Source organism: Oceanihabitans sp. IOP_32 (assembly GCF_009498295.1).
Taxonomy (GTDB): Bacteria; Bacteroidota; Bacteroidia; order Flavobacteriales; family Flavobacteriaceae; genus Wocania; species Wocania indica.
Genome location: NZ_CP040813.1, coordinates 1,867,750 through 1,883,628, shown reverse-complemented (window position 1 = coordinate 1,883,628; position 15,879 = coordinate 1,867,750). Strand labels below are relative to the sequence as shown.

Below are 15,879 nucleotides of genomic sequence, written 5' to 3'. Positions count from 1 at the left end.
AAGATAACAATACCTATTGCTATCTGGTTTTCAAAATTCTAACTAAATGGCTTGAAGCATAACAAAAGCCAAGGCTAAGGCAATAATAGGTAAAGCCCAAAGCAAGCCAATGTTAGTCTGTGGTTTTTTCTTTTTCACCATTTTGGCGTTTATCATCATTCGTTTTTTGCCGGTGTATTGGATCCAGTTTTTAAAATGAATCCCAATAGAAGCTATAGCAAATAAAGTCCATGCACTGGTGCTGGACATGGTATCGGCATGCATTTGACTAAAAAAAGCGGCCGAAAAACACCCCAAAAGCAACAATAAACTTATTTGAAGCATAGAGACGTAAACCAAAGCCATAGTATTGGCTTTTTGCTTGTAGCGTTTTTTGTAAAACGAAAATACAGAATAGTAAAACTGATCGAAAACTGTCATTTGGCGAATTTACTGTTTTATTAAATACTTTCTGCGATTCTAATAACTGAACCTAATTAGTTAGTTACAATTTAAAACAATCTTCCCAATCTATCATTAAGCGGAATTGCCAAGTCAATAAACTCAAAGTTTAAATTATGTGATATCCCTAAAGGTTCAATCATTTTAGCTAAAGATTTTCTATCCTTTGTGATATAAGCGTCAATTTTTCTATTATGAATTTGTGAAAACAATTTAATATCGTTGATTATTACTTTTCTTTGTTCAGATTCTCTGAGACCCTCATTTTCTTTGAGCTCTAAAAAAAAACTTCCAGCAGTTTTGGCATCAGCATAATCAAATTCCAATAATCTGAATGCATTTAAAGAAAGTAAATTATCTGGATTATCACCAACTGCATATTCACTGACTACAATAGTAGAAAGGTACATCTCAATTCCATTTTCTAGAAAGTGCTCAAAATAATTTATAGCATTTTGGTGGTAGTCATCATCGGATTTTAGTAATCGAATACAAAAAGAATTATCTAAAAGAACACTTCTTATACCTTTCATATCCCATCTGTTTTTAAGTCATCAACCCAAGCATCGACATTTGTTATTTTACTTAAGTTGACAGATGCTTTTTCAATGACCTTTTCTAACAGAGATTTGTTAAAAACAGGTTTATATTGAATGAATTCAATTAATTCTAAATCAGATAATTTATCATCTTCAAAACTTTTTTTTCCTCGAACTTTAATTCCGTAAGGCTTATATGTTTTTTTCTCTCCATCCATTATCTGCTCTTTGGTAGCAGCAATTGTGAGATTACCATACTTATTAGTGCTTATATGTAAATTCGGGTTTTTACCCCCTTCTTGATAGATTTCACCATAAAGATAAAACTCACTTTCATAAAAAGCTGGGGCAATCATCTCGAAATTTGTAGTATAATCTATAACTAAAGTGGTTTTTTTTGAAATCGAATTATTAAACTCAATTATATACCCTTCTTTAATGGCCTTTTTTTGAAATTTATCAATTATAGATTGTCTTTTGTAATCTAAAAAATCAAGATTGTTTCTGTTTTTTATTTCACTAGTTAATCCATTAAATAATATTACAGCGGTTATTGGCAAAAAGAATTTATGCTTGGCTGAACCTTCTTCTATATCATAGGATATATGTGGTCGATTTTGTTTCTCTTTCCGATTTGGGTACAAGAAGGATTCTACATTCGATATAAAGTCTATTACTTCGTTTAAATCAATGTCTTTAGGACTTAAGGTATTATCCTTATTACTAACCTTTAACTCTATGTAACCTTGCTCTTCCACGTTTCTAAAATACAAATTTACTCAATATAAAAAAATTACTGCCAACAACGTAAATATTTTAATAATAGTGCCATCCTAATTGCGAAAATCATTGTACTATTAAATACTACCCACCTTTTGGTAAAACAGGTACTAACAATTTTCTATTTTAACTCATCACGTCATAATTAAATTTATTAACACGACATTACTCAACTAAATTGGTGTTACTCAACATAATCAATACGAATATCATCCAATTCATACACCCCATCAAAAGTATCTTGTCCGCTTCCTGTATATTTAAATGCAATGTGCATAATACCTGTAGCACAAGATAAATCGACAGTTCCAGAGTTAAACCACGGTACGAAAGAGTCGGTGTTTTTCACAACATAAGCCGCAGATAATACACCCCAAGTGGCACTTGTAATAGTGGCTTCATCTCCATTCCAATCTAGTGAATATAAGACTTCCATAAAACTACTATCTGCCATACTGTTTGAGGTTTTAAAACGCAGTGTTTCGCCTTCTTGAGCATCTAAATTAATGGCTGGGGTAATTAACCATCCAATATTACTAAGATCTCCAGAACTAGCGGGTTGAAACCTTGCAGAGCGCCCCAAAGATGCATTCGATGAAGTTGACGAGTAGCCTTCCCAAGCAACTGTGCCTGTTTCCATATAATTGGTCCAACCTGCAATAACTATAGGCTTGTTGTTTTTTTGAGACTCAAAGTCTTCCATGAGTAAATTCCCCGTACCAACAGTTGTAGCTAAACCGCAGTCCAGTTCTATGGGATCGCAACGCACTTCACCATCTAGGCTAATATCTTGAGTACTGTTAATAATTAACACATTATAGTTATCACGAAAATCCCGACTAAAAACACCAGTAACCGTGCCTTGCCCTTGCGGAACGATTAAAGATTTAAAATCGGCAAAGGTACTGGTTTGCAAAACCATTGAAATACCAGAATCGCAGCTTTCCAGTAAACGATCACCATCAAATTCGTCAATAGATTCGCTGGCGTAGGTGGCTCCCATTTGAAACCGATTTAACTGCATATTATTTAATTGGATCAAGGTGTTTTCATCCCATGCATTTAAATCTGATAAGGCCGCAACTTTTGGGCTTATACTTGCAATGTCGTTGCTTCGTATTACAATATCTTTATATTCTGCTTCCTGTATTTGTTTTACCGTTACCGCATCACCTTTGCCTAGGGTTAAAACGCCGTTACTTTCACCCACGGTTAAGCCGGCAAGTTTTACGTAAACTTTTTGCCCAAATTGATAAGTGTCGGATAAGTTATTGGCATTTATACTAATTTTAAAACCCAATCTAGGGTCGTTATCTGGACTACTCCCATCGGTTTTATTTTGAATGATAAGCTCTTCAAAAAAATTACCCGATTTATCTGAAGAAATTACATAACCTTGTATATACAACGGGTTGTCATCATCTAAAATAACGGTGGCATTACCATTATTTTTGGCTTGTTCGTAAAGCGATTTAATAGCATTAAAGGTTGTTATTTTATCTTGAGGGATTTCAGGTTCGGTTATTGAAACATCTGGGACTTTAAAATCGTCGTCCTTTACGCAAGACATAATGAACAAAAGCGTTAAAACAACACTTAGTACTATTTTTAATTTGCTGAAGTTTTTCATAATGAATACATTTAAAATCTAACATTTAAATTCAAGAAATAAGTCGTGCCACGGCCGTACCAATATTTTGATCCGAAAATGGGTTTGTCTAACGCTTTATCATCTCTTAATTCTCTATAATTTGCATTCCTGCCTTGTTCGAAACCACCAGTTTTATAAACTTCGTCTAAAAGATTATTGATGCTTGCAAAAAGACCGACATAATAGTTACCAATTTTCCAAGATTTTCCGCCCACCAAATTAATAACCATATAATCGTCGAAGCGTTCTTGTTTTAATAATGTTCTTGCTAAATCTTCATCAAAATCATTAAAAGGGTTACCATCAAAATCTGTTGTAAAATTGGACGATCGTGTTAAGGGATTGACATCTACATATATCTTAGAGAAAAAATTGGCGGTGGCACCAAACCACCAAAAATCGGGGTCGCGGTAATCAAACCCAACCGAATAAGCGTTTTGCGGCCCAGATGCGAGTTTATAGTTTTTTAAATTAGATACTCCAAAATCTTTAAAACCATCTACAAATCCCGCTGCAATCGCTTCGGCGTCGGGTTCTGTAGATAAAAATAAATTCGGGTTATTATCATAAGTAAACTGTCCAACAGATGCCACACCCCGCAAAGTAATGGTTGGTGTCACTTGAGCCTCTATACCTAATTCGACTCCTAAATGTTTTTTGTCAATGCCCTGTAAAATTTCTTGAACAAAAACAGCATTATCACCACCAACACCATCGGCAAAATAAAACCCAATGTCACTGGCATCCTCTATTTTGGTATAATACCCTGTTAATTTTGTTTTTAATATTGATGATCTAAAAATATAACTGACATCGGTACTTAATATTTTTTCTTCTGAAATTTGAGGCACTACATTATGATTTTCCCTTGCGTTAGAAAATGTGTTTTGAATGGAAGGTGCTCTAGAAATATAGCCTGCATTTCCATCAATTATATGGTTACCTGCAAGTTTATAAGTGATGCCAGTTTTGGCTCCAAAGCCTGTAAATGTTAATTTATCACCTTTTCCTAAGGAATTATCTGGAAAACCTCCATTTTGATAGACACCCTCTCTTTGGTATTGCGTATTTTTTACACTTCCAGACACATAAAAATCAACCTTTCTATATTTAAATTGCGCTTGAAGGTAGGCACTCATTTCGTTAGCCAATATATTGTAATTGTATTTAAAACGATCCCCTTCGCTAACCAGTCTATTAGGATTTAATAGGTTGTTTTGAGCCTCATCGATATCTGTGGCGAAACCATCAATATCTAAGTAGGTAGTTGCGCCCAAAAGATCTAAAACTTGTGCGAAATTTTCAGATTTTAAAGTTTTGTAGTTTACAGCGGCATTAATTGTGGTATGGGAATTCAATTCGGTATTAAAAATAGAATTAAATGAGATTTGTGTGTCATCCACGCGATCTTCATACAAGGCGTAAATAGCATTTCCCCCTTGTTGGGCATTATTAATATTGGCGCTGTACATGGCATTCCAATCTATTTGGCCATCCTCTAAAAACTGGTTTAAAGCCACATAAGCAAACTGTAAATCGTTTGGGAAGTTGCGTTCAAAGTAACTCGGTAGTTTTTGATAATAGACCGGGCTGGGATTTGCACCCCCGCCTTGTGGAAAGCCATTAACCAAATCGGTGCCATTATAATCCAATCGGCTATTGCCAAGTTTTCCAAATTGATAGCCAATATTCGTATTTAAGCTCGTTCTGCTGTTAAAATCCCAATAATGATTTAACATGATTATGGGCTCGTTAACTTCTTTAATTCTGGAGTTGCGTTTATCGCCATCTTGAAATCCCCAATATTCGTTATATTTTATACCTTTTAAATTGTAAACCTCTTGTGTGTTTGGCGACGATTTCCCTCTGCGATTTGGTGTGTAAATGGCCGTTACATTTAAACTATGGGCATCGCTAATTTTCTTTTCGACGGCAGTAAAAAACGAATTGGCTTTATAATGTGTTGCTTCTTGATACCCCTCATTTCCCCAACGTCTTCCCACCGAAATGGTGTACGCCCAATTATTCTTTAACAAACCAGAGGCATAGGTTGCCATCAACCTATGGGTATAACTGCGATTAGATGAGGAATAGGTTACGCGACCACCAGCTCTAGCTTCGGAGGCTCTAGTATTAATATTCACAGCACCCAAAACGCCACCAAAAGTATAGCTGGACGGCGATAAATTGGCTGCCAATTCTTGATTTCGAAGCACATCGTTTATACCACCCCAATTACTCCATTGCGGCCGCCCATTGTAGATTTTATTCATCTCCAATCCATTAATTAAAACAGAACTGTGGTTGGAATCCATGCCTCTAACTCTGAAAAATGAAGCACTAAACTCGAAAGCTGCTGTGCGCTGGAACACATCTAGAGATGAAGCCAGTAATCCTGAGATATTATCAGATGCGCTAGTATCGTCATTTAACTCATCGTCGGTAAGTGTTATGGTAAATAAATCTTGATTTCTAGAGGCTGCTGTTTCAAGAGTCATATCGGTAATATTCACCGTTTCGTTCTCATAGACAACTATGGGATATCTTTTGGAGATATAACCTATTTTAGAAATTCTTAAAACCTGTTCTCCCAGAGGTACATTAAAATTAAAAGCAAATTCCCCTAAGGCATTGGTTTGGGTTGATTGTTTGGTGTCTTCTATAGCAACCGTTACATTGGCTATTGGTTTTTTAGCTATAGCATCTTTTACGCTACCTTTAATCGTTGTTTGTTGTCCGAAAATTGAGCACACTGAAAAAAACCCAAATAAAAAAACTAAGGCATATTTCTCCATATTTACTTAGAGTTAAGTTGTTACAATAGATGCGTGTGTAAATCAAAAAAACCCATTCATTTAACAAACTTTGGCTTAGGTTTTGTAATATAGCCTTAGTAAACCTTTAGTTAATTATTACATGAATATTTTAAGACTTAGTATTTCGATTTTATTTCTGAGCATTATTACAACTGTAAATTCTCAAGAAAAAAAATACAAAATCCACACTATAGGGTTCTACAATTTAGAAAATTTATTCGACACTATCAACGATCCAAATAAATTTGATGAGTTCAGTCCCATAATGACCATAAAAAACGAGCGTGGTCGTGTTTATCAAAAGAAAATAAAAAATATGGCGCGGGTAATAGCAGACATTGGTAAAGATATCACCAATAATAGCCCAGCGATTATAGGCGTTTCTGAGGTTGAAAACAGAGCTGTTCTTGAAGATTTGGTTAACGATTCTTTATTAGTGTCTCAGGATTATGGGATTGTACATTACGACTCGCCCGACACACGCGGAATTGATGTCGCCTTGCTTTATCAGAAAAAAATATTTACACCTACACATACCAGTAGCCATACGCTAAAAATTTATGACGATGCCAGTAAAGAGCGTGTTTACACTAGAGACCAATTGTTGGTTAGTGGTGATTTAGATGGTGAAACCATTCATGTTATGGTTAACCATTGGCCATCAAGAAGAGGTGGAGAAGCAAGAAGCCGTCCAAAGCGCATGGCGGCTGCCAAATTAAGTAAACGTTTGATAGATTCCCTACAATCGACCGACCCCTATGCTAAAATTTTTATTATGGGTGATTTAAATGATAATCCAACCGATGCGAGTGTGAAAACTATTTTAAAAGCTGAAAAAGATAGATTAAAAGTAGGATTAAAAGGCATCTACAATCCTTTTGAAAAACTTTATAAGGCAGGCTTGGGAACCAATGCTTTTAGAGATAATTGGTTTCTATTTGACCAGATTATGATGACTAAACCCTTACTAGAAAAAGATTTTTCTTCCTTTAGGTTTTACAAAGCCGGTATTTTTAATAAAAATTATTTAACCAATAAAAAAGGAAAGTACGAGGGTTATCCTTTTAGAAGTTTTTCCAGCAATACATTTACGGGTGGTTTTAGCGACCATTATCCCGTTTATGTTTATGTGATAAAAGAAGTTTCTAATCTTAAAAACTAATCGCCCATAGCATTATACCAATTTAGTTTTGAAATGTCGTTTTATTAATTTGAATTATTTTTTGTTCAGATGAGATAGAAATCGCAGATTCACGAACTCATTATTTTACAATAATAGAAGCGTGAGCTAAAATCAAAGCATAGCCTGAGTTATGGTTTTATTTTATACCGAAATATGGGCGAAAAAGAACTGCGAAGCACATCATGAACACCTATTTTATAAAATAGAAAGATGTGAGTAAACGAATTATATACGGCATGACATGGCTAATTTGGTATTATATATTAAAGCCAAGTGCTCCATGGGATTCTTGATAAAAACAACACCAAGGCAATGGTATAAAAAATAGCTAGTGTTTTTAGCTTGTACCCAGAGGTCAATTTCTTTTTATGCTTAGAATACCCAATAGTAATTAATGCGACAGCTATTATATTAGTTAAAGGATGTTCTACAAGGTATAACCGCGCTAAAGAATTCCCCATAACACCTGCACCCAACTCACTCCACAAGGCCAATCTAGGTGAAACAAAATACAATATCAAACCAATTAACAACTGTATATGCGATAAAATTAAGGTGAAAAGTGATATTCTAAAATCTTTAGCGGTGTACTCTTTAGCGCCAAAAGTTTTAAATAGTGCATTTGCTACCGCTATAATTAAAACGATTAAAATGACATATGCTAAATAAGAATGTAGGTTTAGTATAGTTTTATACATGGTTCATTTTTTTTTAATACTTTGATTAAATACCAAATGGCTATTATAGGGTTGGTATCAAACTTGGTTTTACAAATGTAATAATAAAAGGCATAAAAAAACCGCTTCGTATGAAGCGGTTTTTAAATTGTTATATTCTATGTTTTTTAGAAGTTGTAACGAATACTAGCATTCCAAGTTCTTCCTATGCCTAAGTAATAACCAAAAGCGTTCTTTTGATTAATATAAGCTTCATTAAATAAGTTGTAAACATTACCTCTAAAGGTTATATTATTTTCACCTAATTTAAATTTATAAGTTATACCTGCATCTGCTAAGGTGTATGCCGGTAGTCTAACAGACTCGTACTTCCCACCAGCTAATGCCGCACTAGCAACATCTTCTGGATCCACAAATTCGTATAAACTACTGTAAATGTTGTAGGCCCCATCAACAGATAAGTTATCTAAGATATCAACATTTAAACCAAAGCCAAAAGAAGTGTGCGGCGCACTACCAATTTTAACATCTGTTAAATCTATAGTCTCATTTGTAATAAGGAAATCGCCCGTTTCATCATTTTGTAAATTATAAGGCGTAGTTCCATCGTACTTCCAGTTTCCAATCGATCCGTAACCTCTTAAGCTCCAATTCGCAGTAAGGGGTCTGTATTCAAAATCGAACTCTACACCAGTGTGCACTTGAGTAACATCGGTTAACCTATAAGTACTGGTCTCATCGCCTGGCTGTCGAGGGCCTGCAAAGGATAAAAATCTGTTACCCCACTCGGTAGAATAAACGTCCACGTTTAATCTTAAAACGTTATTTTTAAAACGGTACCCACCTTCAATACTCGTGATTTCTTCATTGTCAACATCTGGTTCTGCCAATCTGTTATCATATCTAATATCGGCAAAAATATTATCTAAAAATGGTTGGCGAGAAAATTGCCCAACATTAGCAAATACAGAATGCTGCTCGTTAAATTTATAAGCTGCACCTCCTTTTATTTGATATCCTACTTTATCAACTTTTTTAGACTTTCCTAAACCGTTACCTCTTCCAGAAAAGAAACCTTCCCTTTGGTATGATTGTGTCGATAATGCCCCTTGAACAAATGCAGAAAAATTATCATTTTTATATTCAGCTTGTCCAAAAGTTCCTAAATAGTTTATAACCTCTTCATAGTTGTAATCATATCTTTGGTCGTCATCAGCAAAATCGAATAAAGCAGACCATGGATTTGCCTTAAAAGTTTCGGTTATTACATAATCGTTTGGACGATCGGTTCTAAAGTTATCGTTATAACCATTCAAACCAAGTTTATCAACAAGTTGTCTAAAGTGAACACCATTATAAGTTCTACCATCTACACCTACGTTTAAAGACCAGTTTTCATCAACATCATAATTCAAGTTAGAAAGGAAGCCATACCAGTTATGAGCATTAACCGACGCTCTTCTTAAATATGAACTACCAAAACTTCCGTTATTATTTGCATCAGCGTTCGCTATATTATTTGCTTCAATAGCATCAAAATTTATTTCTTGCTCATTTAGACCGAATATACCAACGTCCTGATTTCGTATTCTGCTTGATCCAGTTCGATCCGGCCCTACAGCACCCGTTCCACCACCGCGGCCCCAAGATGCATATAAAACACTAGAAAGTTCTAGTTTTTCGTTGATATCAAAATCCCAGTTTAAGTTAGCTACAGGCTTATGGTAGTAATTTCTTCTTTCGGTAAAACGCTCTCCTTTATAGAATCCTGAGTTATCGTTAGCTTTTTCGCCATATTGCTCATAAAACTCCAAATCTTGAGAAAAGTTTTGATCGTGCCACTGTGGTGCACCTGTTAATAAGAAATTAAATGAGTGTTTATCGTTAGGCTTGTAACCTACAGAGAACAAATAGTTTTGTCCTTGACCCGCAGTACCTATGGAGTATTTTCTATGTGCCTGCCAATGATCTACTAGTACCGAAAATGCCCAGCCCTTATCGTTCAAACCTGTATCGTAAGCAAATGTGCCTTTCATGTAGCTGTCGTTACCTCCTAAAAATCTAACAAAGCCACCTTCATTTCTGTCTGTAGTTTTAGACACAATGTTTACAGTACCACCTACAGAAGATATTGCCAGTTTTGAAGCACCTAAACCACGTTGTATTTGTACCGCGTTAGCCACATCACTCATACCAGACCAGTTTGACCAGTACATTCTACCATCTTCCATACCGTTGATTGGCTGACCGTTTAAAAGGTATGCTGTGTTTGTTTGATCGAATCCTCTTAAGAAAATCTGACTATCGCCAAAACCTCCCGCTTGATTAGAAACATAAACCGATGGTGTGTTTTTTAAAGCTTCACCAAACTCAACATTACCTGCTGATTTCATTTGAATATCGGCACCTTGAATTGTAGAAACAGCTACTGGAGTTTCTCTACCTTCTGCCAAATCAATAATTCCAGTTCCAATAATTACTATTTCGTCTAATGTATTATCAGGATTTAAAGCAATATTTCCTAAATCTGAATTACCGCTAAAAGACACCGTTTTTGGTGCATAACCAACAAAAGAGATCACAACTTGTCCAGAAGATGCTGTTGTTGTTAGAGTGAAATTCCCGTCAAAATCTGAAGAAACCCCATTTGCAGTTCCTTTTTCGACAATATTTGCACCTGGTAGTGGCGCATTAATTTCGGCATCCATTATGGTACCTCTCAAGGTACTCTGTGCCATAATAACCGTAGAGAACAAAAACGCTACAGCTAACATTAAAAACTTAGTAGTTCTTTTCATAATTTAAATTAATTATATGGAAATTAGTCGCTGCAAAAGTACATATAATTAAGCGATTAACATTAACTTAATGTTAAGAAATTTAACAAGTACACCTAAACTTAAAAAACACGATATTAGTAATAATTATCTTTTTAAAGGCAATTGCCGTCTAAAAACCAATAAACTACTTAAATTTCTTATAATAATCTAATAAATTCGCAGTTGAAGAATCATGATTGCTAACCGCACTATTGTTAAATTCTCTTAAAATTTTATTGGCTAATTGTTTTCCTAATTCAACTCCAAATTGATCGTAACTAAAAATATTCCAAATAATTCCTTGCACAAATATTTTGTGCTCGTACATAGCGATTAACTTCCCTAAACTTTCTGGTGTAAGCTTCTTTATAAAAATAGTATTTGTTGGTTTATTTCCTTTAAATACTTTGAATGGAATAATTTCTTTTGAAGTGCCCTCTGCAATAACTTCTTCTTTAGTTTTACCGTTTAAAAGCGCTTCGGTTTGGGCTAAAAAATTAGATATTAATTTATCATGATGTTCCTCATTACCATGTAAAGATTCTACAAAGCCTATAAAATCTGCGGGAATTAATTTAGTGCCTTGATGTATAAGTTGAAAAAAGGCATGTTGGGAGTTGGTTCCTGGTTCTCCCCAAATTAAAGTTCCGGTTTCATAATCGATAGCCTCACCGTTTCTATCGATGCTTTTACCATTACTTTCCATAATACCTTGCTGCAAATAAGTTGCAAACTGGTTTAAATATTGCGAATACCCGATAACGGCCTCACTTTCGGCTTTAAAAAAATTGTTATACCAGACACTAATTAAAGCTAAAACTACGGGGATATTGGTTTTAAAATCTTCGGCTTTAAAATGAGTATCCATTTTATGTGCGCCTTTTAATAGGCTGTCGAAATTATTGTATCCTACCGCCAAGCTTATAGACAAACCAACAGCACTCCAAAGTGAAAAACGACCACCAACCCAGTCCCACATCGGGAAAATATTGGCTTTATCTATTCCGAAATTTTTAACACTTTCTGTATTCGTAGAGACCGCAACAAAATGCTTGGCAATGGCATCTTTTGGTGCCGATTGTAAAAACCACGTTTTAAGGGTATTGGCGTTCGACAAAGTTTCTTGTGTCGTAAAGGTTTTTGATACTACAACAAATAGCGTTGTTTCTGCATTTAATTTTTTTATAACTTCATTAACATGATCGCCATCTACATTGCTTACAAAATGGACGTTTAGGTGATTTTTATAGTACTGTAGCGACTCTACAACCATGGCAGGGCCTAGGTCTGAGCCCCCAATACCAATATTTACCACATCGGTAAATGGTTTTCCTGTAAAGCCTTTTTTTTGGCCGCTAACTATCGAGTTTGTAAAGTTTTCTATTTTTTGTTTTACTTGGTATATTTCTGGCATGACATGACGGCCATCAACAAAAAATTGTGCATCTTTTGGTGCGCGTAAGGCGGTGTGCAATACGGCTCTTTCTTCGGTTTGGTTAATTTTCTCGCCAGAAAACTGACTTTTAATGGCGTCTTTTAACTTTACCTCATCTGCTAATTCTAGTAAATATTTAAAAGTGTCTTCAGTTATTCTGTTTTTAGAAAAATCGACATAAAAATCTTCCCATTTTATGGTAAATTTATTGGCACGCTCTGCGTCCTGAGCAAATAAATTTTTCATGTGTTCATGCTTGATGTTTTTATAATGAACACGAAGTTTTTCCCAAGCTTTTGTTGTGGTTGGGTTTACAGATGGTAATGGCATATTTATGTAGTTGACTGTCTTATTACAGGTTGTTCCGGATACTGATTTTCAGGAATTTCAGGTTCGTATAAAATATTGTCTAACTGATATTTTATGGGCTTAATATGCTCCAAAAATTTTAGTTTAAGAGAATCTGAAATAGGTTTAGCTTCTGGAAGTTTTTGTTTAAAGGGATCGACTTGTCTGCCATTTTTCCAGAAACGATAACACACATGTGGTCCACTGGTATTACCGGTCATGCCTATCCACCCAATAACGTCGCCTTGCTTCACAAAGTCACCTACTTTTACTTTTCGTTTTTGCATGTGTAGGTATTGCGTTTCGTAAGTGGCGTTATGTCGAATTTTTACATAGTTACCATTCCCGCCTTTTCGTCTTGATTCTGTAACGGTTCCGTTTGCTGTTGCCCGAATAGGAGTTCCTATGGGAGCCGCAAAATCGGTTCCTTTATGAGCACGAACACTATAACCGTACAGAGCGATACGTCGATTGAGGTTATACCTTGATGAGATTCGAGCAAACTCCACTGGTGCTTTTAAAAAAGCACGACGTAAATTTTTAGCCTCTTCGTTAAAATAATCGATAATACCTTTTAGTGAATCGGTTTGAAATCTAAAAGCATAAAAGGGTTCGTTTTTATGCTCAAAAAGCACCGCTTTCACATCGTGTACGCCACCGTAAATACTGTCGTCTATGTATTTATCGGTATATATCACCTTAAAACGATCGCCTTTTTGAAGACGATTAAAATCGATGGTCCAAGCGTATATGTTATCTGCTAATTTATTAGTTAACACTGGGCTAACACCCTTTTCATCCAGAGTTTCAGAAATACTGCTGGTTATAATACCCGATATGGTTTTTTCAACATAGGTTATAGGCTTACTACTTTTGTAAGCATGAATGGAATCCTTGAAATTTATCACTACATAATCTTCTTTTGTAGGCTGATAAATAAAACTTTCTGGTATTTTTATAGAGTCCTTAGAATCTTTAGAATACATTAAAGCATAAGGCTTACCTACTTGAAGTTTTCGAATGTTAAAGGTGTCTTTAGCCTTTTCGGCAATATGGAAAATCTTTGGATAGCCTATATTATTGCGTTCTAAAATTTTTCCGAAGCTATCCCCATTTTTTATCGTGTCTCGTTTAACGATATAGTCATTCAAATTAAAGCCAAACTCCAAAACTTCTTTTGGAGCTTCAACTATAGCAACATCTTCTTGAGGTATTATTGACTCTGGTTTTTCGTTTTTACAAGCAATACCAGTTATTGCTAAAACAGCAAGAACTACACATTTGTTCCCCATTCTTTTAATTCTTTTTCTGTCCATAATTCTGGAAAAAATATTCTTTTTTGATATTTCGGGTGCATATATTTTGTCCACTCACTCCCTCCTGTGGCTTCGGCAGGTTTTCCACCAATGTTTAAATAATGATTTGCGGTATTGTAGTGCGCCATTACCCATTTTATGTTTACCGTATAATCGTAATGTCGCATGGCTTTAATTAAGTTCTCATCTTCTCTTACGACTTTAGGAAGTGCTTTAAATTTTGACCATAGATTATGTGTATTATAAAACTCTGTAAATTGGATAAGCTCTGCTTTATATTTTTTTTCAAAAGCTGCTAAAGTATAATTTTTTTTTCCTGTTTTATAATCTTTTCCTGCAGCTTGCCAATATAAGTGCTCGAAAGCATGTTCGTAAGACGTATTTCTATCTATGGTGTCTCTAAAACGTTTATCTATTAAATTAATAAGCTCTGTAGAGGCAAATTCAATTTTCCTGTACTGTGCACTTTGAAAGCCACTGGCTGGTGTTAATGTTGTTCTAAACTTGTTGTATTGCTCGACATCCATACCGTCCCTCATAATAGAAAACGACGAGGTTAACATATCGAAATAACGACTAATACGCATTAGTTTTGAGCTAAACAATTCTGCATTTACATGGTCTTGTTTCGCAACCTGTTCAATTTCGCCAAGCACCATTTTAAACAACAACTCATTTATTTGATGATATAGTATAAAAACCATCTCGTCTGGCAAAGTGCTGCGTTGTGTTTGAAGATTTAATAAGGCATCGGTTTGAATATAATCCCAATAATTTAAAGGCTTACTATACAACAAACCTTCTAAATGAACCTCTAGATCTTGGTCCAATAGATTATATTTTTCTTTAAGTTTATCGTGTATACTCAATTTTAAAATGCCTTTAATTATCAAAAATTATAGTAAACGGATGTTTTAACCCCTTAAAAGCCTCTAAATCTGACCTTAGCGAACCCACCGCTAAATCTGCTTTAATTCGCAAAGGTACTTTATTTTTGTCTTTAGATACCCAAAGCGTTAAACTTTCTTCTTCTTTAAAAACACGCCCCGCCATAACATACGGTCTAAATTTAAGCGTCTTCACTCTACCAAACTTCGTAGTAATAATTTCTTCTCCCAAATACTTTAATTTAAAACCGTAGTTTTCTTCATCGAAAAACATATAGGTTTTAATCTCGTCACCAATTTTTAAGGTATTTATATCAATTTTGTTTCTTAAATAATAGTACGTAGACACCATATCTTGAATATTCGGCTTGGTATCTATGACCGTTTGTTTATTGTGTTTTTTATCGTTAACGTGTGCTTTGTGGTTTCTTTGGTCGAATTCTATTTCAATATCTTTCGTGTGGCCGCCTTCGTTAATATCTCTAATAAATTTATAGGGCAATATGGTCTTTTTGTCAAAAAAACTTTCATAACGATCCTTAACCTTAAAAAACCATTTTATCATTCCGGTTGTTTTGCCTTTACCTACGACATGATATACCTCTTTGTTCTTTAATTTAGTTTCTTTAACTGTAAGTGTAGCTTCGCCCGCCTTTAGCCAATTACTATAACTCATTCTAAATTTAAACCATTCGCCATCGGCAAATGCTGACTCTTGCTGAGCAAAGGACAGCTGTATAAAGATTAACGACAAAAATATTATGGTGTTTTTCATGCTATAATGGGTCGTAGATATGCTAACTTGTTTAGTCTACTTTTATTGTTAAATATTACGACAAACAATTACCGTTCCAAAAATATGAAATTTCTTTTTAGCGATTCCATAATAATTGTTAAGACCAATTTGCGTTTGTAAATTTAAAAAGATAAACTGCAGCATTTTAAGAGGTATTCAAATTAAAGCATTCATTAAGCAATCAATAACAA

12 protein-coding genes are annotated in these 15,879 nt (G+C 34.8%); 1 reads left to right on the top strand and 11 read right to left on the bottom strand.

Going from position 1 to position 15,879, the window contains the following annotated elements; translation table 11 throughout:
• Nucleotides 1-42: 42 nt before the first annotated feature.
• From FEZ18_RS07785 to FEZ18_RS07765, 5 genes are all read right to left on the bottom strand, one after another.
• Entirely contained in the window at nucleotides 43-420 is a 378-nt protein-coding gene (locus FEZ18_RS07785; protein WP_153267800.1) for a hypothetical protein, read from the bottom strand.
• Between the two features lie 71 nt (nucleotides 421-491).
• Nucleotides 492-974 carry a PIN domain-containing protein gene (locus FEZ18_RS07780; RefSeq protein ID WP_153267799.1) on the bottom strand — a complete coding sequence of 161 codons (483 nt, stop codon included), beginning with the start codon at nucleotides 972-974 and terminating at the stop codon, nucleotides 492-494.
• Nucleotides 971-1,738, bottom strand: coding sequence for a hypothetical protein (locus tag FEZ18_RS07775; protein ID WP_153267798.1), 768 nt, complete (start codon nucleotides 1,736-1,738; stop codon nucleotides 971-973). Before FEZ18_RS07775 ends, FEZ18_RS07780 begins: the two co-directional genes overlap by 4 nt.
• 206 nt (nucleotides 1,739-1,944) lie before the next feature.
• Nucleotides 1,945-3,390 (bottom strand): DUF5689 domain-containing protein, encoded by a 1,446-nt coding sequence (locus tag FEZ18_RS07770; protein WP_153267797.1) that lies wholly within the window; start codon nucleotides 3,388-3,390, stop codon nucleotides 1,945-1,947.
• 11 nt (nucleotides 3,391-3,401) lie between these two features.
• Complete coding sequence (locus FEZ18_RS07765) at nucleotides 3,402-6,206, bottom strand: carboxypeptidase regulatory-like domain-containing protein (RefSeq protein WP_153267796.1); 2,805 nt, start codon at nucleotides 6,204-6,206, stop codon at nucleotides 3,402-3,404.
• A gap of 121 nt (nucleotides 6,207-6,327) precedes the next feature.
• Here FEZ18_RS07765 and FEZ18_RS07760 point away from each other — a divergent pair, with 121 nt between their 5' ends.
• On the top strand, nucleotides 6,328-7,389 hold the full coding sequence (locus FEZ18_RS07760; protein WP_153267795.1) for an endonuclease/exonuclease/phosphatase family protein: 1,062 nt from the start codon (nucleotides 6,328-6,330) through the stop codon (nucleotides 7,387-7,389).
• Nucleotides 7,390-7,673: 284 nt separating this feature from the next.
• Here FEZ18_RS07760 and FEZ18_RS07755 read toward each other — a convergent pair whose 3' ends face one another.
• The 6 genes from FEZ18_RS07755 to FEZ18_RS07730 all read right to left on the bottom strand — a co-directional run bounded on the left by FEZ18_RS07755 (nucleotide 7,674) and on the right by FEZ18_RS07730 (nucleotide 15,667).
• Nucleotides 7,674-8,108, bottom strand: coding sequence for a hypothetical protein (locus FEZ18_RS07755; RefSeq protein WP_153267794.1), 435 nt, complete (start codon nucleotides 8,106-8,108; stop codon nucleotides 7,674-7,676).
• 146 nt (nucleotides 8,109-8,254) lie between these two features.
• A complete protein-coding gene (locus tag FEZ18_RS07750) occupies nucleotides 8,255-10,885 on the bottom strand; it encodes a TonB-dependent receptor (protein ID WP_153267793.1) in 2,631 nt (876 codons plus the stop codon).
• Between the two features lie 166 nt (nucleotides 10,886-11,051).
• The gene (gene pgi / locus FEZ18_RS07745) at nucleotides 11,052-12,671 is read right to left on the bottom strand and encodes a glucose-6-phosphate isomerase (RefSeq protein ID WP_153267792.1); all 1,620 of its coding nucleotides are present in this window, start codon (nucleotides 12,669-12,671) and stop codon (nucleotides 11,052-11,054) included.
• Between the two features lie 2 nt (nucleotides 12,672-12,673).
• A complete protein-coding gene (locus FEZ18_RS07740) occupies nucleotides 12,674-13,981 on the bottom strand; it encodes a peptidoglycan DD-metalloendopeptidase family protein (protein ID WP_153267791.1) in 1,308 nt (435 codons plus the stop codon).
• Nucleotides 13,963-14,874, bottom strand: coding sequence for a tryptophan 2,3-dioxygenase family protein (locus tag FEZ18_RS07735; RefSeq protein WP_228122670.1), 912 nt, complete (start codon nucleotides 14,872-14,874; stop codon nucleotides 13,963-13,965). The genes FEZ18_RS07740 and FEZ18_RS07735 overlap by 19 nt, the downstream gene beginning before the upstream one ends.
• A 13-nt stretch (nucleotides 14,875-14,887) precedes the next feature.
• Entirely contained in the window at nucleotides 14,888-15,667 is a 780-nt protein-coding gene (locus FEZ18_RS07730) for a DUF3108 domain-containing protein (RefSeq protein WP_153267790.1), read from the bottom strand.
• Between the last annotated feature and the right edge of the window lie 212 nt (nucleotides 15,668-15,879).